Here is a 25,131-nt window from a genome sequence, read left to right as displayed (position 1 = left end):
GGACTCATGAAAGAAGAACAAACCCTTTGTTATTCTTGTGCCAATGAAAATTGTTTTATCAAGAAACACCTGCATTTGGAGCAGATGACAGACTATGTTGCTAAGAAACAGCATGTAGTCTGCAAAAAAACAGATCCGTTTATTGTGGAAGGTGCACCTTTGCAGGGACTTTATTTTATTTGTAAAGGAAAAGCGAAAACCGTAAAAACAGGAATAAACGGCCGTGAACAGATTGTTAGACTTACTACAAATGGTGATATTATTGGTTTTCGCGGATTTGCAACCAATAAAAAATACTTAATTGGTGCTTATGCATTGGAAGATACTCTTTTGTGCAATTTTAGCAACGAAACTATGCTGGAGATTTTGCAGCATATTCCGGAGTTTACTTATGCTTTGATGCTTTTTTATGCCGAGGAATTAAACAAAAGTGAAAACAATATTCGTAAAATTGCTCACATGAATGTTCGCGAACGTGTGATTGATTTGCTGCTTTATATTCATCGCAAGTTCGGACAAATCAATGGTTTAATTGATATTGATCTTTCGCGAAAAGAAATTGCTGATTTTGCAGGAACTACTGAAGAACAGGCTATTCGAGTAATTTCAAGTCTTAAAAAAGAAGCTTTGATTCAGACTGTTGGAAAACGAATTGGGATTTTGAAGGTTTCTGCTTTACGTGCAGAAATTATGGAGCATAAATATTTTTGATTTGAGGCTCTAAGTTGCTAAGGATCAAAGGTTTTTATTTGTGGGATATAAATATTTTAGAGGTTTATTACGTACTAATACGTATGTATTTTCAAAAATAAGAAATTGAGTTTTTTTGTAGAGACGCACCGCAATGCGTCTCACGACGAATGTAATTTATTTTTTTCTTCCAACAAATCGAATTACAGAACCCGTTCCGTTATGGAATAAACCTTCGCTGAGTTCAATTTCTTTTTCTTCCAATTCGATGATTTCATAATTTGGAAAATCGGTTTTGATTTCTTCTATTGAAAAAAGAGATTCAATGTCTTTTGGCCCGCCCACTTTTTCGTTTTTTGTTACGTATTCCAAATGTTTTTTACTGAAAGCTTCAAAAATAATAATGCCGTCTTTTTTTAATAATGTATCCAGGTGTTTATGAATATCCGATTTGATTTCTGCTGGAAAGTGAGCGTAAATTAAAGCAATACAGTCAAATTGTGATTCCTGAAAATCTAAAGTTTCCAGTTCGCCAATTTGATAATCGATTGAAACGTTGTTTGCTTCAGCAAGTTTTAAGGCTTTGTTTCTGCCTTCTTCGCTAATATCAAAAGCAGAAACTTTCCAGTCTAGTTTGGCCGCAAAAACGGCATTTCGACCTTCGCCTTCAGCGGGAAAAAGAATGGTTCCCGGATTTAATTTTTCCAGTTGTTCTTTTAAGTAATTGTTGGGTTCTTCGCCGTATGCAAATTCTTCGGTGCTGTAACGGTCATCCCATCTTTTTGTCCAATTGTTCATTTTACAAATTGAATTTAATTATTATAGGTTTATGATCACTAAGCGTTGTCCATTCTTGATAAGTTCCTATTTGAACGCTTTCTAAGGCTTCAATAAAATCATTAGAAGCAAAACAATAATCAAGATGATAAGGCTTGTTTTCGTGTCTATAAAGATATAAAGTTGGATGCTCTTCTTTGCCCTGAATTTGATTAAAATATTTATGATAGGTACTCCAAATATTTTTCTCTGCCAATTTGTTTACAACCGTTGTGTGGTTACCTTCTCTTCGGGGTTTATCCCAAATGGTGTTGCTGTTGAAATCTCCAATTAAGATGGTTTTAGTTTCTTTAATCAGATTTTCATAATAGTTAATGGCTTTCCAGACTTGGGTAACATATTGTCCGTCTTTGTCCTCGGGATTATTTGCCCAGACCGCAAATAGTGTAAAATCGATTTTTCCGCCTGTTACGGAAATTGGTAAAATATTTTTAAAATTAGGATTGTGGCATTCTAACAATTGAAACCGATAATCGCTATATGAGAAAACGCCAACTCCTTTATGCGGATTTGTTCCGTACCAAAGTATGTCGTTTGGCAATTGAACATTCGGTGAAAATTTTAATTTTTCCGGGTTTTCACATTCTGAAATTACAACAATATCAGGATTATGAGCGAGAATGAATTCTGCTTTTTTTCTGAATGCCATGTTGCAGTTCCAGGCTATGAGTTTCATTTGAGACTAAATTTTTGATTTTCTATTTTGTAAATTATTTCAGCAAGCTTTCTTAAATTTTTTTAGTTAATTTATGAAGAATATATAACATGATGATGAAATTTATGCATAAGGATTATTAATAGTTAAATAGAAAGTTTTTATAAGAAATAACTGGTTTATTTAAAGCGAAAAATGTACCTTTGTATAGTAGTTAATAATTAAAAATCTAATCTATGTGTCGCCGGTTCGAGTCCGGCTATCTCCACTAATTACTACACTTTTATGGGGGTATAGTTCAGTTGGTAGAACAGTAGACTTATCAAAAAAAGAGAGCTCTAAAGCTCTCTTTTTTATTTTATAATTTATGAAAATTTAAACGCATTAAAAGTATAATTTTAATAAAATTTTTTAACTCGTTCTTTAATTTTTTTAAACTGTTATTAAATTAAAAAATCTTTTTAAAACTTATCCAACAAATTTTGTTTCACCACTGTTAACATCAATTTCTGCAAAATTATGTTTTCCGATCACTATAAGCAGCTTGTCTGAATTATAACCTACATATCTAATTTCAGGTTGTCCCTTTTTAGGTTTTCCGCAAACCGAAATTACATTAGTCTGCCATTGCAATTTGCTTCGCTTGTATGCTGAAATGGTTTGTAAATCATTTTCAACATAATACACTATGTTGTTTTTTTTGATTCCTCTTTTTTGCGTTTTTGCAAAGTTAATTTCAGAGTTTTTTGAAATTAAATCATCATTGTATTTCTGACCAATGCCAGGCTGCGCTACAATGAAAGTTAACATTGATAGTTTTAAAAATTGTTTCATAAGGTGAGATAGAATTGGGGTTCATAATCTGCTCAAATATAAATAATTAAAACATATATTAGCTTTTTATTAAGAAAAAAAAATACCCTTTTTTAAGAAATAAAAAAAGGGTAAAATTTATAGGTTTATTTTGAAGAAAAATTATTTTTTCCAGCTAAAAATTCTTGGATTTACAGATATCGATAACCAGGCCCAATTATTAGTATGACCAGCATCTCCGTTTTTAATGAATTCCATTGTTTTAGAACCAAACATTTGAGAGTAACCTCCTGTAACCGTGATGTCTTTTTTGAAGTTATAACCAAAAGAAGCATCGATCTCAGTTCCTAAATACGAATCCATTTTTTCATTTAATGGCGTAACCACATCAGCAGCAGATAAAAACACATGCGGACTTAAACCAAATTGCCATTTGTTTACATTGTAGCTTAATTTGATGAAGGCATCTTGTAAGCCCACACTGTTTAAGTGGTTTCCAACATAAAAGTAATCCATGAAACCGTTAAAACCGTGGTTGGTTCCAAAAATAGGATTGAATGATTTAATCACAGTACTTCCGTCATTTGTATCTTTTCCGGATAAAAATTCATATCCTAAACCAGCTTTAAAAGCATCTGTAACGCTGTAATTGAAATTAGCAGCAGCATTCCAGGCGCTGACTTGTCTGTCTGTGCTTTTTCCGGTTTGACCGTAGAACCAAAGATTACTGTCAATTTTACTTGTTTTGTAAGCTAAATAAGGCCCGAATGTTTGTTTGTAGTCAACTAATAATTTAGCATCAGCATTCGCATATTCATAACCCGTATTTAACGCCAAAAAGCTTAAGCCAAAAGCATCACTAAATTGGTTATGATACCATGCATATTGCAAAGCTTTATAATTGGCAACAGTATAAGGTGTTTGAACAGTGTTTTCGGCTGTAGAATTGTAAGCACCTCCAAAATCTAATTTCTGTTTTTCAGTATGAAAACTCACAATAAAAGCATCGTGGCTTTGTGCTTGCTGCGCCCAGTCCATTTCACCCAAAATACGCTGATTATCGTATGAAAGAACCTGACGTCCCATTCTGGCGCTCCATTTTTCGGTAAAATTGTATTGTGCCCAGGCTTCAAAAACAGCAACTCCATTTTTATCAGAAACAGTTGCAGTAGGAACATCTCCCCAGGTTCTGGTATTTTGAAGAGTCAATTTTACTATTAAATCTTCTTGTTTGTAATTGAAATTTAAACGAGAACGTTGAGAAATTTGCGAAGTTCCTTTCTGACCTTCCGGCAAAAGTGTTTTATACCCATTTCTATATTCAAAACGTGGTCTTACTTGTAAATTTACGTCTAGTTCCTGAGCTTGTACAAAAGCACCGGTTGCTAAAAGTAAAAACAAAATTATTTTTTTCATAAACTGGTAATTTTTTTGATGGGTAAATTTATAAGAAAAATAAGCCTTTATTAATGATAAATGCCATTATTTTTCATTTTAGTTTACAGCTGGTATAAGTGCTTGTTTTTCAGTTGATTTTTCTGGTTTTGGTTGTTTTTGTTTAATTGTTTTGGTGATTGTATAATGCATCCAGACCAAACAACCTGTTGAAAAAAGTAATATAAAAATCCAGGAACTAGACCAGATTCCAGTTGCGGTTAATAAATATCCAAAGATTATCGGCCCAAAGAAACCGCCTAATCCGCCAATCATTCCAACCATTCCACCCACAACTCCAACTTCATTAGGGAAATATTCCGGAATATGTTTGTAAACAGCCGCTTTTCCAATTCCCCATGAAATTCCAATCAGAATTACCAGTATAAGGAAAACCCACATATTGGCATCAAACTTAATCACAGTGATTCCTTTTGCCAGAAGTTCTTTTTTCTTTACACTTTGGTTTTCTGCAACAACAACTTGCTGCCACGAAGTTTTGGTTGGAAAAATAGCATTTTCGGCAAGGTTTTCTTTTTTCTGAGCCACTGCAAAATCGGTTTCGCCTATTTTGATATTATCGTTACTTACAGCGGTGATAGTTCCTTTTTTAGTTGCCAAAACTCCAGGACCTGTTGTTGTAATTTCCATTTTCGGAATAGCCAGTAAAGCACTTAATGCTACTGATGATCCTAAAACCCAATACATTACTTTTCTGGCTCCGAATTTATCTGATAAATAACCTCCAAATGCTCTGATTACGCCAGACGGAAGGCTAAACATAGTGGCAAATAAACCGCCCATTACTAAACTGGTTTGGTAAACGTTCATAAAGTTTGGTAAAAGCCATTGTGAATACGCAACAAAACAGCCAAATACTAAGAAATAATAAGCTCCAAAACGCCAAACTCTTTGAGATTTTAACGGAATAAGCATTTGTGAAACCGTTTTGGTACTGCTTTCTGGTTTTTTATTTTGAGTGAAAAGTAAAAACGCAACGCCAATTACAACTAAAGAAATTGCATAAATAATTGGAAGTATTTTCCAGCCGTTTTGAGGATCATCAACAGAAAAATGATTTAATAGGGAAGGAGCAAGAAAAGTGGTAATAGCTGCACCGGCATTTCCCATTCCGAAAATTCCTAAAGCGCGTCCCTGCCATTCTTTTGGATACCAAATCGAAGTATAACCAACTCCAACTGCGAAACTTGTTCCAACCATTCCGAAGAAAAAACTAAGTAAAGCAAACATAAAAAAACTGTCGGCATAAGGAAGAAGAAACAACGGAATAGAACTCAATAATAATAAAAGAGAAAAAACATATTTTCCGCCAAATTTATCGGTTAATATTCCGATAGGAAGGCGCATAATTGATCCTGTTAGAATTGGAATTCCTAAGAGCCATCCAACCTGAACCACGTTCCAGTGGAAAATTCCGTTATCGACTAAAAAGGTTACTAAAACCCCGTTTAATGTCCAGCAGGCAAAACACACTGTAAAAGCCAATGTATTTAAAAACAAAATCTTGTGAGATTGCGATAATGAGTTTGTCGTTTTCATAGTACTTATATTTTTATGTAAAAATAAGTACTATAACTTAGTAAAAAGATGCTAAAACGCAGTTTTTGAAAAATAATTACGTATTTATACTTAATTATTTTTTTCTTCTTTCAATTCTTGCCCAAGTGGTTTTTAAAATAGTTTCATCATAATTAATATCTTGAACAATCTCTTTTTTATTTTCTGAAACAATTATATGTTTTGAAGGAAATATGACATTAAATGAAGGTGCCTTTTCGGGAATTACATTAATGGTTTCGTTAATTGCATATTTTTCTGAATTGCACAAATCCAAAGCTCTAAAGGTTTCTCCTTTTGTTGTTTTTACAATTGTTATTGAAGCAAATGCAAGAGTTCCACAAAGAGCTGAGTTTGGAATATAATCTAAAACAATAGCTTCTTCACTATGTTTTAGCGTAAAGAGTTTCCAATTTTTAGTAATTGAATCAGAATATTGTTGAGAATAGATATTTAAACTTAAAATGAAAATTGCAAAGGTATATTGTAGCAGTTTTTTCATTTAAATCTTAGATTAAGGAATATTCAGCAGCTTTGTTAGAAAGCTCCATCAAATTTTTCACTTTTAGTTTTTTCATCAGGTTAAAACGGTGAACTTCGGCAGTTCGTTTGCTGATGTCAAGAGCTTCGGCGATTTCTTTATTTCCTTTTCCCGATAATAAAAGCGTCAGGATTTCTTTTTCTCTTTTGGTAATCATCATTTCGTCGCCTAAATTTTGTTTAGGTTCTAATGAATTGGAAGGATTTGTTAATTGACCAATTAAGATAGAAGAAATGTCTCCGCTGAAATATTTTCCGCCAGCAGAAACGCTGTGTAGTGCTTTTAAAAATTCTTCTTTTGATGAACCTTTTAGTAAATAACCATCCGCACCCGCTTTGATAGATTTCAATACGTATTCCTCCGATTCGTGCATCGAAAGCATAATGATTTTTACAGGATTGTTTTCGCTTCTAAGTTTTTCTACTAATTCGATACCCGTCATATTGGGCATACGAATATCAGCAATAAGTAAATCGGGTTTAGTCTCCGCAACTACTTCAAGTGCATCAGCACCATCGATTGCTTCGCCTACAACCTCAATGTTTGCTTCATTTTCCAATAAAGATTTGATTCCGTCTCGAACAAAAACATGGTCATCAGTCAGCACTACACGAATGATACTACTCATAATTTACTTAATTTAGATTCTGGTTTTTTACGTATATTCATCTATAACGAAGATGCTAATATACGTACTTTTTTATTTTAAATTCCAATTTTCTTAAATTCCAAATGACAAGATTAAAAAATCATTAGAAAATTAAACTCGAACTAGATATAGTATTGTCAGGCTGAGCGAAGTCGAAGCCCACATAAGTAGCTCTACAAAGATTGTCTATTAAGATTGTGTGGGCTTCGACTTCGCTCAGCCTGACAAGAATGCGTGGAACTTTGTCAAAGTTTTTTTTGTTCAGTTTGTCATCCTGAGGAAAGAAGGATCTTTGTAAGTAGCTCGACAAAGGTTGTCGATTTTGATTGTTGAGTTTCTTGCGAAGATCCTTCTTTCCTCAGGATGACAAGATTGTGAATGGTTTTGCATGTTTATGTGAAAATTTGGTTTTCAATTCCCTCCAGTTTTAGCTGGAGGTTTTGGTAGATAAAACAGTTAGGGCTTTAGCCAAATGCATAAGTTTGGCTAAAGCCTTTTGTGATGCTTGCTTGTTTACCTCCAGCTAAAGCTTGAGGCAATTGAATTGTTTTTGCTATGAGTTACGATATAAAATAAATTTTCTTCTGAAAACGTCTGCTCGCGAGAGGGATAGGAGCAAGCTACCGAAGTAGCGCGGATAGCCCGACAGCATTAGGGAAAGTGGGCGAATATAGACAAAGTTTGATAGCCCACTTTTTCTAATACTGGCTCGCCCCAATTAATTGGATAATGTTTGCGGAGTTTCTTTGCGTGGGCTTCGACTTCGCTCAGCCTGACAAAAATACGTGGAACTTTGTCAAAGTTTAAAACTTTGACAAAGTTTTCTAACCGTAAAGTGTTTGGAATTTGGAATTTAAAAAATTGGAATTTCTATTTAAGAATAGGAATATTAAAAGTAATTCTCGTTCCTTCGCCCGGGATTGAGTTAATGAAAACACGCCCATTAATGTATTGGATTCTTTCTTTCATAAATAGAAGTCCCATTCCGGATTCGCTGTTGCGTTTTTTGTCGACGGAATGAATGTCAAAACCTTTTCCGTTATCATCAATAATAATGCTTAACAGAGATTCGCTGTGTGAAAGCTGTACAATAATATGCGAAGATTCAGCATATTTAATAGCGTTGTTAATGGCTTCCTGAGTCAGACGATAAATATTGATTTCTATTAACGAATCTAAACGCTGGTCAAAATCGGTTTTGTTATAAAAAAGGATTTCTTTTCCGGTAAGTTTAGAAAGTTCCTGCGTAAGTTTTGCCAAAGAAGAAACAATTCCGTGATCACTTAATTCAGGCGGCATTAGGTTGAAAGTGGCCGTGCGGACACCTTTTATAATGTCAAGCGAAAGTTTCTTTAAATACTCAATTTTTTGTTCGGATTTTTCTCTGTCATCCAGATTGATGCTTTCCAGACTAAATTTTAATCCGGTAAGCATTTGACCAATTCCGTCGTGAATTTCTTTAGCTATTCGGTTTTGTTCATTTTCTTGATTTTCAACAATTTTACTCGATATAATCTTTTGCTGATTGATTTTTTCTGTAGTGTTTTCGAGATTTAAACGTTCAACTTCTCGCTGTGCTTTTTTACGTTCGGTAATGTTGAAACAAACAATCAAAAGTTCCAGTTCGTCTTTTTTGATCATTACGGGAACCATCGATAAATCGAGCCAGATCGTTTGATCTTCTTTGTTTAAAATATAGATTTCGCCCTGCCAGCCGCTTCGTTGTTTTTCGAAAATCAGGCGGTCAAAATTTACCTGTTCTTTTTCGTCAACAGTTAAAACTTCAGAGAATTTTTTGTTTGATGAGAATTTGGTGTAATTGAGCAGTTTGGCAAATTTTTCTCCAATATGAATAATAGAACCATCGGGTGCAATTCGACAATACAATAAAGTATTTTCCATTGCATAATTGAGCGATTTGAGTTCTTTTACGGAGTTTTCTTTTATTTCACTTAGAATTTCTGTGTCGTATGCCAGTTTTAAAGCTTTCTTTTCAGAAGATAAAAGCTTGGCGATTAACTTTTCGATTTTCTTGTTGGTTGGTTTAAAAATGAAGAAAAATTCTAAAAGTAAAACCAGCAAAGTAAAACCAAAAATCCAATATTCTATTTTACGCTGTTCAGTTACTTTTTCGTGCGCTTCCAGATCGTATTGCGTTACAATTTGATTCATTTTAGAAAGAAAAGAACCTTCGTTTTCTAAAATAATCTGTACCAGTTTTTGATTTTCTGAAGGCTGTTTTTTCTGTTTTAAATTAGACAGAAAAACATTGGTTGTCTGCGCAATTTTATTGAAAATCGGGTTGATTTCCAGATATAATTTAGCAAGTGTTTCTGATTTTTCTTTTGGAAAAGCCAGACTGTCATTTCCGTTTTCGAGTGCATTTTGGTTCTTTTTCCAAAGTGCTAAAACTTCTTCTAAATGTGATATTTGTTTAGCAGAAGCGGTATCAGAAACGTAATGCAAAATCAGAACTTCCTTTACGATTTTCTGACTCAGCATTCGCTGTTTTCCTGAAAAGTTAATGATTTTAGAATCGCTTAACTGTTGGTTCAGGTTATATTGTACTAAAACCTGACTAATGATTATGGTTAAGGCAATAGTAAGAAGTGCAAAAAAATACAATCGGCGTAAATTTTTGAATGTGATTTTGTCTGCAGCTTCCTGATTGCTTTTCTTCATATAATCAGTTTACAATCCCAAAGAAGCTTTTATGAGATTTAAGTTTTCTTCAGAATAATTGATTTTTAAGGCTTCCTGGTGTCCTTTATCAGACATTTTATCCCAGGTTTTCTTGATGATATTTTTTAGTTTTTCTTCGTCGTGTTTGTGAACGAAAGGTTCTAAGTAATATTCTAAAAACACCAGACAAATTACATCTTCTAATAATTGAGTTTCTGCATCTTTTTTTAGCAGTTTCTTTTCAATTAAAAAGGAAACACGATCTATAAATGCTTGATCGTAACCAGCTTTTACCAAAATTTCTGCAGTAGTTTTTGCGTGGAATTTTTTTAATTCTTCTCTCCATTTCAAATAACCAACACGATCCATTGGGTAAGATTCGCGGGCAACCTTCCAACGGCAGATGTGCTGAGCTTTTGAGGCAATTTGAATTTCTTCGGATGCATTCGGCTCAAACTCCATCAGTTTTTTGTACATCCTGTCAGAATACAATAATTCTTTTGGATATTCTTTGTTTTGGTCGGTTTCGATGTTTGGATCCTGAGCGTTTTCAGCATCAATCCATTCGCTTGCTTTTTGGAAAGGTGTAGTCATTTTTTGGTTTGATAATAGATTTCAAAGATACGGAATTAAGTTTTTGCGGGTACTTTTTTTTAACACATAGAAACATATATTTGTTTGTGGTTAAAGGTGTTTCACTTGCATATATTCACATAGTACAGCACGTCATTTTTGTCATTTTGACGAAGGAGAAATCTGCGCAAGTAGCTCTACAAAGATTGACGATTTAGATTACGGAGTTACTTGCGCAGATTTCTCCTTCGTCGAAATGACAAGATTGGGTGTATTGCTTTGTGTAAACTAATCTAAAAACCCAACAAAAACTTCATCTTCTACAATCTTAACGGGATACGTCGCAATTTTAAAATCGTCGCCGTTCAGGTTTGAGCCATCTACAAGCGAAAAAGTCTTTTTATGCATTGGACACGCAATTTTCGGAATATCGTCTGCAGAACCTGTCATTCCTCTTGAAAGTACCATTTCCATTTTGTGTGGACAGGCGTTTTGGCAAGCATACCATTCGTTTCTTCGTGTGAAATTGAAAATGGCGATTTGTTTGTTTTTGTATTTGATGCATCCGCCTCGGTTGGTCGGGAAATCTTCAACTTTACCTGCTTTGAACCAAATTGTTGCATCGCTCGCGTGAACTGTTTCGTATTGATTTAAGATTTCTTCCATTTTGATTGAGTTTTGATTTCCTGTTTCTTAGCCCTCTTTTTACATTCAAGAGAGATTTGATGGCGCAGTAAAAAAGAGGGTAAGAAGGACAGCAAACGTTTAATTTATTTTTTTTTTGGAGCTTTATGGTTTAATATAAAGACGCTTTTTTTGAATTTGAAATTGCTCGCAAAGGCGCTAAGTCGCAAAGTTTTTTTCTTAAGTTTTATAATTTTACTCTGCGACTTTGCGTCTTTGCGAGATTAAAACATTTTTCACAACCAAGCTTTTGGCATCTTTTGATCTCTTAGTGGAACAAAAACGGCATTGTCGTCTTTTTCTTCTGAGTTTATAAAGTGATTGAAACGTTTTAATAATCTTGGTTTTTCAAGAACTTGTTTCCACTCACATTCGAAAGTGTTTACTAAAGTCTGCATTTCGGCTTCTAATGTTTCGCAGATTCCTAAACTGTCTTCGATAATTACTTGTTTTAAATAGTCTAAACCGCCGTCTAATTTTTCTAACCAAGTTGAAGTTCGAATCAGCGGGCCAGCGGTGCGGATGTAATACATTAAGAATCTGTCCATATATTTAATTACGGTTTCTTTGTCGATTTTCTCCGCTAGTAAAACAGCGTGTTTAGGATTTGCACCACCATTTCCCGCGATGTATAAATTCCATCCGCCTTCAACGGCGATTAATCCGAAATCTTTTCCTCGAGCTTCGGCACATTCGCGAATGCAGGCCGAAACACCACCTTTTAGTTTATGAGGAGAACGGATTCCTTTATATCTATTTTCTAGTTCAATGGCAAATCCTGCGCTGTCGTCCATTCCGTAACGGCACCAGGCATTTCCAACGCAGCTTTTTACAGCACGAAGCGATTTTCCGTAAGCGTGACCGCTTTCAAAACCATTGTCGATTAAGACTTTCCAGATTTTTGGCAAGTCGCTTAAATGTGCTCCGAATAAATCAACTCTTTGTGCGCCTGTGATTTTAGTATACAAATCGAATTGTTTTGCTACTTCGCCAATTATGATTAGTTTTTCGGCAGTAATTTCACCTCCGGCAACTCTTGGAACTACCGAATAAGTTCCGTTTCGTTGAATATTCGCCAAAAATCTGTCGTTTGTATCTTGTGTTGTGACATGTTTATTTGCTGTATCATTGTAGATACTAGAGAAAATGGAAGCAACAACAGGTTTGCAGACTTCGCATCCGTCGCCTTTTCCGTGATGATCGAGAACATCATAGAAATTCTCGTATCTGTTGATTTTTACCAAATCGAATAATTCCTGACGTGTGTAGCTAAAATGCTCGCAAATAACCTCTTTAACTTCTTTTCCTAAAGATTTTTGTGTCGCTTTTACCAAATCTGAAACCATTGGTTTGCAGCCACCGCAACCCGAAGTTGCTTTAGTTGCTTTTACTACATCTGAAAGTGAAGAACAGCTTTCGTCTAAAATTTTACAGCAGATTGCACCTTTCGTTACATTTTCGCAAGAACAAATTACAGCTGTATCCGGCAAATCCATAACGCTTCCCATAGAAGAACCTTCAGAACCGTCGCGTGAACCTAAAATCAAATCTTCCGGATTTTCAGGCAGAGCCATTGCATTATTATAAATCTGAAAAAGAGAGTTATAATCGCTGGAATCTCCAACCAAAATTCCGCCTAAAAGGGTTTTAGAATCTTTGGTAACATTGATTCTTTTATAAACACCGCTTAATTTGTTTTCGTAAATAATGGCGGTTACATTTTCATTTTCGACAAAAGGATCACCAAAACTCGCAACTTCAACACCAATTAATTTTAATTGTGTCGACATATCGATGGTTTCTCTCATGGTTTTTTCACCATTTAAGATTTGCTCAGTAGCAACATCAGCCATTTCGTAACCCGGAGCAACCAATCCGTAAATGTTATGATTGTAAAGCGCTGCTTCACCAATCGCAAAAATAGAAGGATCTGTGGTTTGCATTTTGTTGTTTACTACAATTCCGCCTCTTACGCCAACTTCTAGTCCAGAAACTCTAGCCAGTTCGTCACGAGGTTTGATTCCCGCAGAAATAACTAGCATATCAACTTTTAGTAATTCGTCGTTGGCAAACATCATTCCGGTGATGCTTTCTTTTCCGTCAATATATTGTGTGGCTTTATTAAGATGAATTCCGATATTTAATTCTTCAATTTTTGACTGAAGCATATCACTCGCGCCTTGATCTAATTGTCTTGGCATCAGGCGAGGAGCGAATTCTACAACATGCGGATTTAATCCTAAATCTCTAACGGCTTTTGCGGCTTCAAGTCCTAGTAATCCTCCGCCTAAAACTGCAGCTTCGGTAGCGCCTTTTTGTTTTATTTTTTTAGCGTAAGCCATAATTGCATCCAGATCTTCGATAGTTCTGTATACAAAAACACCTTCTTTTTCTACACCTTCAATTGGCGGAACAAAAGCAGAAGATCCAGTTGCCAAAACTAAGTAATCGTACGTATGTGTTTTGCCTAAGTGCGTATGAATTGTTTTCTGATCACGATTGATGTCTGTAATTAATTCAGATGTGTTGAGAATAATGTTGTTTTCAGCATACCATTCACTTGTTGAGAGTGAAAGATTTTCGGCTGTTTTTCCACCAAAATATTCACTTAAGTGAACACGATCATAAGCGCGTCTTGGTTCTTCACCAAAAACGGTAACCTGATATTTTTCCTGTCCGGATTTTGCGACAAATTTTTCACAAAATTTATAACCAACCATGCCGTTTCCAACTACTATTACTCTAATCATGATTTCTTTAGTTAAGTATTACTATGCAAATATAAGTATTAATACTTATAAAAATACGTATTTAATTTATTTTTTAAGTTAAAATCGATTTTACTAATAAGTATTTTATCTTAATCTTTTACGTAGTGCGGGTTTTATAAGAAACAGGTTGGTTATAATTATTTAAAATTTGAAAAGATTCTAAATAAGAAATTGAAAATATTGTTGTAAATTCATAAGAATTTTACTGTATTTTGTTAAAAGATATAGCTTCAAATACAACCTTATGAAAAAGATAATTTCAATTTTGCTTTTATTTTCTTTAATAATAAGCTGTAAATCTACGGCAGGCAAAACTTCAAATACACAAAACATTTCTGAATATGGAACACAGGAAGATGAAATGAAATATTATTTTACAGCAACAGGAAATGAACCATTCTGGGGCTTAAAAATGGGAAATGAGGAAATTGTATTTACTTCTTTGATTCCGGGAAAAGAAAAGCTCGTTTTTCCGTCCGTTGATGCAATAAAGGCAATGGATGCCAATGTTAAGATGTATAAAGTCAGCAATGAAACTTCAACCGGAACAATTACGATTCAGCAATTAGATTGCCAGAATTCAATGTCTGGTATTATTTCTCCTTATAAAGTTTCGATAGAAATTAAAAATAATTCTGAATTAGAAACCAAAAAGATAGGCGGATGCGGAAAATATAATACAGATTATCGCTTACATGATATTTGGGTTTTGGAAGAATTAAATGGCTTTAAAGTTTTTGTAACTGATTTTCAAAGAGAATTACCAAGAATAGAAATCAATTCATCTGAAAATAAATTTATGGGTTATGGAGGTTGTAATGCCATAAGCGGTACCATTTTTTATGAAAAGGATTTAATTCGATTTTCAAAAGTTATTTCAACCTTAATGGCGTGTGCACCGGGAAATAAAGAAGGTGATTTTACGAAAGCATTGCAGAGTACTACTACATATTCTATTGAAAATAATAGACTGACTTTATCAAATCCTACGGCTAAACTTTTGGTTTTTAAAAAGGTAGATTAAAATGATTTGTAAATGTCTTAATTTGTTTTAAAAATAACTTTTAGTATTCATACAAACTTTTTGTTTAAAATATTTTTGTAAAATAAAACTTATAAAACTTATTTTAAATGAAAAGGATTTTAATGCTGATTGTTGCAGTAACTTTAGTTTGCAGCTGTAAATCTAGTAAAACTACAAATTCAACAGTATCAACTAACGAAAGTGCTGCTGAAAAGAAACTACAACAAACCTGGGTTTTAGAGAATTTAAACGGAAAAGTGATTACTGACAAAGATTTTGCAGTTTCTCCAAAACTGGTTATGGGTTCATCTAATTTTTCAGGAACAACAGGATGTAACGCTATTAAAGGAGATTTAACTTCAAAAGGGGAAGGAAAACTTCAGTTTGCGACTATTACATCTGAAACTAAAAAGTGTGAAGCAAAAAAAGAAGGCGAGTTTTTGCAGTTATTAAGAACAACTTCAGGTTATTCCATCGATAACAACAAACTTTATCTTTCTAATCAGTTTGGACTGACAATGTCTTTCAAAAAAGGTTAATTCATAAAGGCTTCGAAATCTATCGAAGCCTTTTTTATTTAAAATATTGTATTGAATTATTCCAATAGTTCTTTTGGCTCATTATCTTCTTCATTTTCATCCTCAATAAAATCAAGTTCAAGGGCTTTTACGCTTTGAACCGCATTTCCTGCAATACCGCGAATTGAGCCGTACATTCCCAACGTATTATGTACTACTTTTTCGATTTGTTTTTCGCGCTGTTTCCAGATTCTCTGCATCGCTCTTTTTTCTGATTCGAGATCATTTTGCATTTGCGTAAAACCTTCTACAATTCCTTCAATCTGCAAACGAAATTCGTTGCTGGTTAAAAAATCATATAACATCGACATCTTGTCTCCTTTGTTTTCCTGTGCCTGAACAGCCTGGTTGATCTGAATAAGCGACTGACGTAAAACAGCACTTAAACCTTTAAATTCTTCATACGTACATATCCAGATTCCGTCGCGCATGCCCATACGTTCCATTCCGGACGGCATTACTTCGGTTACCAAAACCCCGATATTGGCTCTTTTAGTTCTAATATCGTTTTTGAATTTTTCAATCCACGAAGGCTGAAATGCTTTTGTTCTTTTGCTTTCGTAATAAATAGAACCACAGTTTTGATGTTCGCGTGTATTTACAATCTGTAGACAGTCGGCGCCATTAGCACCTTTTTTAACTTCGTCAATACTGTCAAGAGGGAAATTATTAGCCAGCCATTCTTCAATCGCTAATTCCATTATTTCGCCTTGTAACTGCATAGAACCTTGTTCCTGCTTGCGTTTCATTTCTTCCGTCAGCTTTTTTTGTTCTTCAAGCTGTTTCTGAAGTTCTTTGAATTTCAGTTCGTTTTTATCGTCTTCTTGTTTTCTGATTTTTTCACGTTCCAAAGCCAATTGAGCGTTCAACTGCTTTTCAGCTTCGGCTTGAATGGCTTCTTTCATTTCCAGTTTTTCGCGTTGTAATTTGGCGATTTCACCTTCCATTTTATTCAATTCTCTGATTTTTTCTGATTTTTCAGAGAGTTCTTTTTCCATTAAAAGCAAACGATCTTTATTTTCTTCTTCGAGTTTGGCTTTTAGTTTTTCAGAAATTTCTTTTTCGGCTGTTTTTTTCTCACGTTCTAAACGTTCTGCAAAAAGTTCATTTTCTTGCTTTTTCTTCGCTTCAAATTCAGCTTTGGCTTTATCCAATTGTTCGTTTTTAAGCTCTAATTCACGGTTTTGAATGTTGGCTTTTTGTTGAAATTCTTTACGAATACTATCTTCTAATTGATGTTTTAAGACATCATTTACGTCGATAGGAGTTCCGCAGTTTGGACACTGAATTGAAGATTGCTCAGCCATTTTATATTGAGATTTTATTGTAGAATTTGAATTTGCTAAGATATTTAAAAGTTCTCTTTTTGCGATGCGGATTTCTGTACTAAATTGTAACGAATTTTTGTTATGGCACGAATTACTCGAATTAACACTAATTTTTTATGCCACTCCTGATAGCTATCGGGATAAAAGGATTAAAAAGGATTTTGTTTGAGACGGCTGACTATTCTCATTTTTGTCATCCTGAGGAACGAAGGATCTCTGCGACGTTTTTCCACAAAGTTAACCTCTTTGTAGAGTTACTTGCGAAGATCCTTCGTTCCTCAGGATGACAAACGCTACGATAACTTACTAAAAACTATTTTTTCTTCAATAGAAAATTAACAGCCGATTGAGTAATCTCAGAATCATCTTCTTTCGAAGTTATAATCGAGACATTAGTATATAAATTCACTTTCTTCAATTCAATAAAACCAATTTCAGAATCTTGATTATTCTTTGTAATATTCGAAGGAACAATCGAAATTCCTAATCCGTTTTTAACTAATTGTACGATCGAATTGATGTTGTTGGCTTCGTGAATGATCTTCGGCGTAAAGCCATAAAAGGCGCATAATTCTAACAAAACGTCATGATAATGAGGTGCGTAATCTTTATTGAAGAAAACGAATGTTTCATTTTTTAATTTTAACATCTCATTTTCCGATTTTATCTGGAGTGATTTTTTATTGTAAACCAACGAAAATCCATCCTGAAACCATAAATCGGATTTTATTTTAGGCGACTGAATTGGCGAACGTATAATTCCCATTTCGATTTTTCCTTGTTCCAAAGCATCAATTTGCTTGGTTGTTGAAATCTCAAAAAGTTTGAAATTTACATACGGGAATTGTGTTTTTAAATGTTTAATTAAATCTGAAATCACAGCAGAATAAATCGAACTGATGTAAGCGATTCTGAATTCTCCTGAAACATTTTCGGCAATCTTTTTGGTTTTTATAGAAATGCGCTCCAGGTTCTGAAAAAGCTCTTTTACTTCTTTTTCAAAATACTTTCCTGCTTCGGTAAGTTCTACTTTTTTATTGTTACGAATAAAAAGTTTCGCCTGAATTTCTTCTTCCAGTTCAGCAATCTGCCGACTTAATGGCGGCTGTGAAATAAAGAGTTTTTCTGAGGCTTTGGTGAAATTCAGTTCTTCGGCGACAGCCAGAAAATATTTTAAGTGACGTAATTCCATGATACTTTAAAAGTATTATTAATTGATAAAAATAGTATTTTTAAAGTATTTATTAAAGAGATAGTTTTGAAAAATCAAAAAATAATTCTCTCGCAGATTTAGCAGATAGGGCAGATTATTAATTAATTTTAGAAATCATTCTTAATCATACATATTCCGATCAATAATAGCAAAAAAGATCCCCTAAATCTGCGAGATCTGCGAGAGATTAAAAAACAAAGACAATGAAAAAATCAACTATTGCAGAAATTAAAGAAAGGTTTGACAATGATGTCGAACGATTTTCAAATTTAGAAACAGGCCAATTGTCTACAATTGATGCTAAAATTTCTTTAGAATTAATAACCGAAGCTTCAAAACGAATTGTTCCAAATGCAGCCCATGTTTTGGATATTGGCTGCGGCGCGGGAAACTATACTTTAATGATGTTGTCTAAATTGCCAAATTTAAACTGCACTTTGGTAGATTTAAGTTTGCCAATGTTAGAAAGAGCTTTTGAAAGAGTTTCGGCAGAAACCAAAGGAAAAGTAGAAATCAAGCAAGGTGATATTCGTGAAGTTGATTTAGAAGAAAACAGTTTTGATATTATCTTGGCTGGAGCAGTTTTGCATCATTTAAGAGACGATCAGGATTGGGAAACTACTTTTACGAAGTTATTCAAATTATTAAAACCCGGCGGCTGTTTAATGATTTCAGACTTAATTACTCAAGATACAGAATTATTAAACGAATATACATGGCAGCGTTACGGAGAATATTTGGAAGGAATAGGAGGAACGGAATACCGTAAAAATGTTTTCGATTATATTGCCAAAGAAGATTCACCAAGATCAATGAATTACCAATTGGATTTGATGAAAAAAGTAGGTTTTAAAAGCGTGGAAATTTTGCATAAGAATATGTGTTTCGGAGCTTTTGGTGGAATTAAATAGTTTTTTTCGCCACGAATTCACGAATTTATTTTTTTTTAATCTATACGCAAAGCATTTAAAATAATTCGTGAATTCGTGGCGAAAAAAAAATTATGCGATTTGCTTAGGAGCTGGAAATTTGGTTCTTAAATCAAAAACCAGTTCTGATGCTCCGTTTTGCTGTAGATAATCTAATTTTTCAACTGCTTCTTCAAGGGTTGGAATATGACCAGCAGGAATCCACCACATGGCTGTGTGTGCTTTTCCGAATTTCTGAAACCATTCTTTTCTGCGTCTTAAAAATTCGCTGTGAAAAGTTTTATACATATAATGTTCCAGAGTTTCAATGTTTTCCCAAACCGAAACATTTACAATTATCTGCTCGTCATTGTATGGGTTTAAACTTGTGGCGTTGTAGCTATCATCTTTTAAACGCCAGACAAAACCTTCGCTGTTTTCGGCTAAAGTATTTACTAAATCTAAGTTGTCTACAAATTCTTTCATGATTGGATCGTTGATGTCGACACCTTTGATTTTGGCAATATTGATTTCTGCTAGATGATAACTGCTCATATTTTTGGATTTTCTTAATATTAAGCAATTTAGCTTTTTTCTTTTATAGCCACGAATTCACGAATTTATTTTTTTTAATCTATGTGCAAAGTATTATGAATTTGTGGCTATAAAAAACTTATAAAATCTGTACGGTTTTATAAACCTGAATTGGTGCAGAAGTTAATGCTTCGCTTTTTGCAATAAAATCCTGTAAATGTGGCTGATTGTTATGAATGTCAAGTCCGGCTTGATCTTTCCATTCTTCCCAAATAATGAAAACATTTTCAGTATTGTGAAGATCGTAGCGAATGCAGGCTTCTTCTTTTCTGGTTTCTGTAACCAATTGTTGAATTAGATTTTTGACTTCTTCAATATTTTCTTGTTTACTTTTTATAATTGCGGTGATTGAGATCATGATTATAAAGTTTTAAAAGTTTCTTCTAAGTGTTTGGTGTAATTTTCTTTGAAGATGACAATGTTTTCTGCAGTTGCACCTTTTTCAACGTCGTGGAAATGGAAACCGTTTAATTTTTCCATTCCTACAAATTTATTCATTTTATGAAAGCCAAACATAACTCCTTCATCAACAGATGTTTCTTCGAAAAATTCTCCCGGAATTGTAAAAGCTGTTGCAGGCGCATTCCAACTTGTGGTGAGCATGTATTTACGTCCGTGCAATTGCCCGCCTGTTCCGTAATTAATGTCAGGGTTTACCCGGCTTCTTCCGTCGCTTTTGTAAATTCCTTTGTTGTGTCCGGCTGTGAAAACGTCGTCGATGTATTTTTTGAAAAGATTTGGTAATTGAAACCACCAAACTGGTGTGTGATATATTACAACATCTGCCCAAACGAATTTTTCTACTTCTTCGTCTAAATTAAAGTCTTGTTTAATGTCGGTTGTTTTTATTTCGTAGTTTTTGCTTTTTAAGAACTCAATTGTCCAGTTTGTAACAGTTTCATTGAATTTTCCGCCTGAATGGGCAAAGTTTTGACTTCCGTTGATAATAAATATTTTTTTCATTTTTAATTATTGTTTCTTTTGAATTCGTGATGCGTGAGGGATAGAGGCGGTATCCTTTTGTGTAATGAAATGAAACAAAAGATATAGCCGAAAGCCCGACCCGGAGGGGCACGCCCAAATTCTAATTATTTAATTTTTTGAGAGTTTTTTTGAAACACATAGAAACATAGGTTTCTTTGTTGATAAAGACGTTTCACTTGTTTTAACAAGCATAGTCAGCACAATCTTGTCATTCCGAGGAACGAGGAATCTTCGCTAGAAACTCTACAAAGATTGGTAATTAACTATATGGAGTTACTTGTCGAGATTCCTCGTTCCTCGCAATGACAAACTTTGAGAATTTTATGTAAGAAGCTAGTTTCAAAAACTATGTTTCTATGTGTTTAAATATTATTTTAATTTCGAAATAGCCTGATTAATAAAATCAAGTTCTGAAGCTGATAAATCGAAATCCATTGTTTTGGCGTTTGAAATGGCTTGTTCGGCATTTCTCGCTCCGGCTAAAACAATTGTAATTCCTTTTTGTAAAGTTGTCCAGCGTAAAACTAATTGTGAAATTGAAATGTGTTTTGCATTTGCCAGTGAACTTAATTCTTCAACCAATGTTTTTACTTTTTGAACATCAAACTGGCCGAAATATCCATTTCTGTGATCGTTTTCTTTTAGTTTACTGTCGGTGAAATATTTTCCGGTTAATAAACCTCTTTCCATTGGACTGTAAGCAATAATTCCGATGTTTTCCTGAATCGTAAGCGGTACCAAATCAGTTTGAATGGATTGATTCAGCATACTAAACGGAACCTGATTTGAAGCTAATTGAATTGTTTTTTGTGCTTCTTTAATTTGTGCTGTATTGTAATTACTAACTCCGGCTGCTCTGATTTTTCCTTGTTGGATTAGAAGTTCTAAAGCTTCCATAGTTTCCTGAATTGGAGTAGTGGAGTCTGGCCAGTGAATTTGCAATAAATCGATATAATTAGTTTGAAGACGTTTTAAGCTTTCTTCAACTTCTTTTATTATGTTGGCTTTTGAAGCGTATTTGTAAATTTGTATTTTTTTTCCATTGTCGTCAGCGTCAAAAAAGAAATCGCCTTTTCCATTATTGCTTCCGTCCCAAACCAAACCAAATTTGGTTAACAATTGTACTTTTGAACGGTCCTGAGATTTTAAAGCTTCGCCAATCATTTCTTCGCTTAAACCAAATCCGTAAAAAGGAGCAGTGTCAATTGTGGTTACGCCGTGGTCGATTGATGCGTGAATAGAGTCGATTGAATCTTTCTTTTCGTTTCCGCCCCACATGTTTCCGCCAATAGCAAATGCACCGTAAGTTATAGTTGATAATTCTAGTTCTGAATTGCCTAATTTTCTATATTCCATGATGTTAAAATTGATGTCTTAAAATTATTTGACAAAATTATACCATTTTTTTAACTGTTAAATTGTATAATTTTGTCTTTTTTAGGTATATTTGCATCCTGAATTAATTGCTGCAGATTATGAAAAAAGAAAATTTATACGAACCGTTTACAGTATCTTTTGAAACATTAGATGAATATCCGGATGTTGGAGATCGCCATAATTTCTTTGAATTGGTTTATATTTTGGGCGGAACCGGAACGCAGTGTATCAATAAAAATATTTTTAATTATGATGCGGGACATATGTTTTTACTGACGCCTGAGGATTGTCATAATTTTACAATTGAAACCAAAACAAAGTTTTTCTTTTTGAGATTTAATGATATTTATTTGAAGAATTCTAGTCTGCAAAATGAAAATATTCAGCGATTAGAATATATTCTGCAGAATGCTAATCATCAGCCGGGTTGTATTTTAAAGAATGATGCCGATAAATGTTTGGTAAAAGTAATGGTGGAAGCGATTATTCGTGAACATCAGGATAAAGATGTGTACAATCAGGAATTGATTCAGCAATTGGTAAATACCTTGATTATTATTGTGGCAAGAAATATTGCGAAGTATTTACCGGAACAGGTAAATATTAATTCTGAAGCCAGAGCAATGGATATTCTGCAATATATTCAGACTAATATTTATTATCCTGAAAAGATTAAAGCAGAATCGATAAGTGATTATTTCGGGATTTCGAATACGTATTTAGGACGTTATTTTAAGAAACATGCCAGTGAAACCATGCAGCAATATATCAGTAATTATAAAACAAAACTTATTGAACATCGTTTGCAGTTTAGCGATAAACGTATTAACGAAATTGCGTATGAATTTGGTTTTACTGATGAAAGCCATTTTAATAAATTCTTTAAAAAACAAAGAGGGAATAGTCCTTCGGAGTTTAGAAAGACGATTCGTGTTAGTGCATAAACACGGATTTCACCAATTTACACTAATTTTTTAGCCACAGATTTCACTGATTAAAAGGATTTTTTAATTTGTGTTAATTCGTGGAATTTGTGTTTTAAATAATCTTCTTAATTACGCGCAATTTGTGAGTATGTTTTTTAAGTTCGGGATTGTAAATTCCTAAATGGTCTAAACGATCAATGCGTACTTTTCCACTTGCGTGAATGATGTAATTGTTTTCCATAATGATTCCAACGTGGATAATGTTTCCTTCGTCGTTATCAAAAAAAGCTAAATCGCCAACTTCGCTTTCTTCGATAAAACTTAATGGTTCTCCTTCGAGTGCTTGTTGCGAGGCATCACGATGAATTTTGTATCCGTTTAGTTTGTAAACCATTTGTGTAAAACCAGAACAATCGATTCCAAAAGGTGTTTTTCCTCCCCATAAATATGGCGCATTTAAGTACATAAATGCAGTGCTTATTAATGCGCTTTTAGGTTTTAGACCACTGGTTTTAGTTCCTTCAAAATCAAAATTAGAAGTATTGATTTCGCTGTTATTCAAAAATGCTAAAGAAGCACCAAGCGGAATTGGTAATAGCAGATTATCCGGAGCTGTGATGTAATCAATTAAATCAGCGTTTAGAATTATAGGCTCTTTGCTTAATTGATTGTATTGCTCCTCAGAAATTACCTGATATTGTTTAGAATCGACCCAGCCTTCATAATCATCAAACTGAATTTTTATTCGGGCCCATTGATTTTGGCGTTCTAAAATTTCGATGTGTTCACCAAACAAAAGCTGAGTAACGATTTCACTTCTGTCACTGGCTTCGGCTCGTACGGGTACTATGGCAAGATTGCAAATTCCAAACATTTAAGGAAATTTATAAAGTTGAAAAAACAGGAGCTAAAAATAACTCCTGTTTTAAAGTATTATTTATGCTCTTTCGATAACAATTGCTGATGCGCCGCCCCCACCGTTGCAAATTGCAGCAGCTCCGGTTTTTGCATTGTTTTGTTCTAAAACATTTAGTAACGTTACAATGATACGCGCTCCGGAAGCTCCAAGAGGATGTCCTAATGAAACAGCACCACCGTTTACGTTTACTTTATCGTTATCTAAATTTAATATTTTTGAATTGGCTAAACCTACTACAGAGAAGGCTTCATTGAATTCGAAATAATCAACATCTCCAATTGCAATTCCGGCTTTGTTTAAAGCTTTTGGTAATGCTTTTGCCGGGCTTGTAGTGAACCATTTTGGTTCCTGAGCAGCATCGGCATAACCTTTTATGTATGCTAAAGGTTTGATTCCTAATTCAGCAGCTTTTTCTTCAGACATTAAAACTAAAGCAGCAGCACCGTCATTAATTGTCGAAGCGTTTGCAGCTGTAACTGTTCCGTCTTTTGTAAAAACAGGAGCAAGGGTTGGAATTTTATCTAATTTTACATTAGTATATTCTTCATCTTTAGAGAAGATAATTGGTTCGCCGCGTCTTTGCGGAACTTCAACAGGTACTACTTCGTTGTCAAATTTTCCGGCATCCCAGGCTTTTGCACTTCTCTCATATGACTGAATAGCAAATTGGTCCTGTTCTTCACGGCTGATGTTGTATTCAGTTGCACACGAATCAGCGCAAACTCCCATTGCGTTGTTATCGTAAGCATCTGTCAAACCATCTTTTTGCATTCCGTCGAGCATTGTAGCCGGACCAAATTTATTTCCGGCACGCATTTGTACGTAGTGAGGAATTAAGCTCATGCTTTCCATTCCGCCGGCTACTACAATTTCTGCATCACCGCATGCAATTGCCTGTGCGCCAAACATTACGGCTTTCATTCCAGAGGCACAAACTTTGTTTACTGTTGTGGCAGCAACTTCGTTTGATAATCCGGCAAACAGGGCAGCCTGACGCGCTGGTGCTTGTCCAACTCCAGCCTGGATTACATTCCCCATGAAAACTTCATCGACTAATTTTGGGTCAAGGTTAATTTTTGAAAGGGCTCCTTTTATAGCAGCAGCGCCTAATTTTGGTGCGGGTACGGTAGATAACCCTCCCATGAAACTTCCGATAGGTGTTCTAACGGCAGAAACGATAACAACTCTTTTGTTCATTTTCTGTTTAATAATAGTTAGTAAGCAAATTTACTCTTTATTTGAATAAATTCAAATTTTGTATTGAAACGGTGCATTTTTAAATTTAAGATGAAATTTTTGTTAATTCTATATGTTTGATTGTGAAGTTGTTTTGAAAAAAGATTGAAAAAAGATTAAAAAAAGCAAAAAAATAG

Annotated in this window: 24 protein-coding genes; 5 read left to right on the top strand and 19 right to left on the bottom strand. The window is 34.2% G+C overall.

Annotated elements, in window-relative coordinates:
* Window positions 1-6 precede the first annotated feature (6 nt).
* Window positions 7-711 carry a Crp/Fnr family transcriptional regulator gene (locus tag ABDW27_RS04930; protein WP_343694847.1) on the top strand — a complete coding sequence of 235 codons (705 nt, stop codon included), beginning with the start codon at window positions 7-9 and terminating at the stop codon, window positions 709-711.
* A 156-nt stretch (window positions 712-867) separates the two neighbouring features.
* Here the strand turns inward: ABDW27_RS04930 and ABDW27_RS04925 are convergent, their stop codons facing one another.
* The 11 genes from ABDW27_RS04925 to nirB all read right to left on the bottom strand — a co-directional run bounded on the left by ABDW27_RS04925 (window position 868) and on the right by nirB (window position 13,886).
* Window positions 868-1,488, bottom strand: a complete 621-nt coding sequence (locus ABDW27_RS04925; RefSeq protein ID WP_343694846.1) for a class I SAM-dependent methyltransferase — start codon at window positions 1,486-1,488, stop codon at window positions 868-870.
* 1 nt (window position 1,489) lies between these two features.
* The gene (locus ABDW27_RS04920) at window positions 1,490-2,203 is read right to left on the bottom strand and encodes an endonuclease/exonuclease/phosphatase family protein (RefSeq protein ID WP_343694845.1); all 714 of its coding nucleotides are present in this window, start codon (window positions 2,201-2,203) and stop codon (window positions 1,490-1,492) included.
* A 447-nt stretch (window positions 2,204-2,650) separates the two neighbouring features.
* Window positions 2,651-2,992, bottom strand: a complete 342-nt coding sequence (locus ABDW27_RS04915) for a hypothetical protein (protein ID WP_343694844.1) — start codon at window positions 2,990-2,992, stop codon at window positions 2,651-2,653.
* A 165-nt stretch (window positions 2,993-3,157) separates the two neighbouring features.
* Complete coding sequence (locus ABDW27_RS04910) at window positions 3,158-4,411, bottom strand: alginate export family protein (protein ID WP_343694843.1); 1,254 nt, start codon at window positions 4,409-4,411, stop codon at window positions 3,158-3,160.
* A 78-nt stretch (window positions 4,412-4,489) separates the two neighbouring features.
* Window positions 4,490-5,989, bottom strand: a complete 1,500-nt coding sequence (locus ABDW27_RS04905; protein ID WP_343694842.1) for an MFS transporter — start codon at window positions 5,987-5,989, stop codon at window positions 4,490-4,492.
* A 94-nt stretch (window positions 5,990-6,083) separates the two neighbouring features.
* Window positions 6,084-6,509 carry a hypothetical protein gene (locus ABDW27_RS04900; RefSeq protein WP_343694841.1) on the bottom strand — a complete coding sequence of 142 codons (426 nt, stop codon included), beginning with the start codon at window positions 6,507-6,509 and terminating at the stop codon, window positions 6,084-6,086.
* Between the two features lie 7 nt (window positions 6,510-6,516).
* A complete protein-coding gene (locus tag ABDW27_RS04895; protein WP_343694840.1) occupies window positions 6,517-7,176 on the bottom strand; it encodes a response regulator transcription factor in 660 nt (219 codons plus the stop codon).
* A gap of 891 nt (window positions 7,177-8,067) precedes the next feature.
* Window positions 8,068-9,879: an ATP-binding protein gene (locus ABDW27_RS04890; RefSeq protein ID WP_343694839.1), complete on the bottom strand. Its 1,812-nt coding sequence runs from the start codon at window positions 9,877-9,879 to the stop codon at window positions 8,068-8,070.
* Window positions 9,880-9,888: 9 nt separating this feature from the next.
* Window positions 9,889-10,473: a DUF4202 domain-containing protein gene (locus ABDW27_RS04885; protein WP_343694838.1), complete on the bottom strand. Its 585-nt coding sequence runs from the start codon at window positions 10,471-10,473 to the stop codon at window positions 9,889-9,891.
* 267 nt (window positions 10,474-10,740) lie between these two features.
* A complete protein-coding gene (gene nirD, locus ABDW27_RS04880; RefSeq protein WP_343694837.1) occupies window positions 10,741-11,118 on the bottom strand; it encodes a nitrite reductase small subunit NirD in 378 nt (125 codons plus the stop codon).
* Between the two features lie 254 nt (window positions 11,119-11,372).
* A complete protein-coding gene (gene nirB / locus ABDW27_RS04875) occupies window positions 11,373-13,886 on the bottom strand; it encodes a nitrite reductase large subunit NirB (protein ID WP_343694836.1) in 2,514 nt (837 codons plus the stop codon).
* A 265-nt stretch (window positions 13,887-14,151) separates the two neighbouring features.
* On the opposite strand from nirB, the gene ABDW27_RS04870 reads away from it, so the two are divergent.
* Window positions 14,152-14,931, top strand: coding sequence for an META domain-containing protein (locus tag ABDW27_RS04870; RefSeq protein ID WP_343694835.1), 780 nt, complete (start codon window positions 14,152-14,154; stop codon window positions 14,929-14,931).
* A 107-nt stretch (window positions 14,932-15,038) separates the two neighbouring features.
* Complete coding sequence (locus tag ABDW27_RS04865; RefSeq protein WP_343694834.1) at window positions 15,039-15,470, top strand: META domain-containing protein; 432 nt, start codon at window positions 15,039-15,041, stop codon at window positions 15,468-15,470.
* A 56-nt stretch (window positions 15,471-15,526) separates the two neighbouring features.
* On the opposite strand, the gene ABDW27_RS04860 is transcribed toward ABDW27_RS04865, so the two are convergent.
* Together ABDW27_RS04860 and ABDW27_RS04855 are read right to left on the bottom strand one after the other, a co-directional pair.
* Window positions 15,527-16,816, bottom strand: a complete 1,290-nt coding sequence (locus tag ABDW27_RS04860; protein ID WP_343694833.1) for a DUF2130 domain-containing protein — start codon at window positions 16,814-16,816, stop codon at window positions 15,527-15,529.
* Between the two features lie 334 nt (window positions 16,817-17,150).
* Window positions 17,151-18,029, bottom strand: a complete 879-nt coding sequence (locus ABDW27_RS04855; protein ID WP_343694832.1) for a LysR substrate-binding domain-containing protein — start codon at window positions 18,027-18,029, stop codon at window positions 17,151-17,153.
* 224 nt (window positions 18,030-18,253) lie between these two features.
* On the opposite strand from ABDW27_RS04855, the gene ABDW27_RS04850 reads away from it, so the two are divergent.
* Window positions 18,254-18,961, top strand: a complete 708-nt coding sequence (locus ABDW27_RS04850) for a class I SAM-dependent methyltransferase (protein ID WP_343694831.1) — start codon at window positions 18,254-18,256, stop codon at window positions 18,959-18,961.
* A gap of 90 nt (window positions 18,962-19,051) precedes the next feature.
* On the opposite strand, the gene ABDW27_RS04845 is transcribed toward ABDW27_RS04850, so the two are convergent.
* The 4 genes from ABDW27_RS04845 to ABDW27_RS04830 all read right to left on the bottom strand — a co-directional run bounded on the left by ABDW27_RS04845 (window position 19,052) and on the right by ABDW27_RS04830 (window position 21,892).
* Window positions 19,052-19,513, bottom strand: coding sequence for a DUF3291 domain-containing protein (locus tag ABDW27_RS04845; protein ID WP_343694830.1), 462 nt, complete (start codon window positions 19,511-19,513; stop codon window positions 19,052-19,054).
* Window positions 19,514-19,631: 118 nt separating this feature from the next.
* Window positions 19,632-19,910 carry a putative quinol monooxygenase gene (locus ABDW27_RS04840; protein WP_343694829.1) on the bottom strand — a complete coding sequence of 93 codons (279 nt, stop codon included), beginning with the start codon at window positions 19,908-19,910 and terminating at the stop codon, window positions 19,632-19,634.
* Window positions 19,911-19,912: 2 nt separating this feature from the next.
* On the bottom strand, window positions 19,913-20,515 hold the full coding sequence (locus ABDW27_RS04835; protein ID WP_343694828.1) for an NAD(P)H-dependent oxidoreductase: 603 nt from the start codon (window positions 20,513-20,515) through the stop codon (window positions 19,913-19,915).
* 390 nt (window positions 20,516-20,905) lie between these two features.
* Window positions 20,906-21,892 carry an aldo/keto reductase gene (locus tag ABDW27_RS04830; RefSeq protein WP_343694827.1) on the bottom strand — a complete coding sequence of 329 codons (987 nt, stop codon included), beginning with the start codon at window positions 21,890-21,892 and terminating at the stop codon, window positions 20,906-20,908.
* Between the two features lie 119 nt (window positions 21,893-22,011).
* Between ABDW27_RS04830 and ABDW27_RS04825 the strand changes: the two genes are divergently transcribed.
* Window positions 22,012-22,857, top strand: coding sequence for an AraC family transcriptional regulator (locus ABDW27_RS04825; protein WP_343694826.1), 846 nt, complete (start codon window positions 22,012-22,014; stop codon window positions 22,855-22,857).
* A 94-nt stretch (window positions 22,858-22,951) separates the two neighbouring features.
* Here the strand turns inward: ABDW27_RS04825 and ABDW27_RS04820 are convergent, their stop codons facing one another.
* Both ABDW27_RS04820 and ABDW27_RS04815 read right to left on the bottom strand, forming a co-directional pair.
* On the bottom strand, window positions 22,952-23,713 hold the full coding sequence (locus ABDW27_RS04820; protein WP_343694825.1) for a C40 family peptidase: 762 nt from the start codon (window positions 23,711-23,713) through the stop codon (window positions 22,952-22,954).
* A 63-nt stretch (window positions 23,714-23,776) separates the two neighbouring features.
* Window positions 23,777-24,955 carry an acetyl-CoA C-acyltransferase gene (locus tag ABDW27_RS04815; RefSeq protein WP_343694824.1) on the bottom strand — a complete coding sequence of 393 codons (1,179 nt, stop codon included), beginning with the start codon at window positions 24,953-24,955 and terminating at the stop codon, window positions 23,777-23,779.
* Window positions 24,956-25,131: the final 176 nt, after the last annotated feature.

It is taken from the genome of Flavobacterium sp. (assembly GCF_039595935.1).
Taxonomy (GTDB): domain Bacteria; phylum Bacteroidota; class Bacteroidia; order Flavobacteriales; family Flavobacteriaceae; genus Flavobacterium.
Note: the sequence above shows the minus strand (reverse complement) of the source record. Positions and strands in the feature narration are given on the sequence as shown.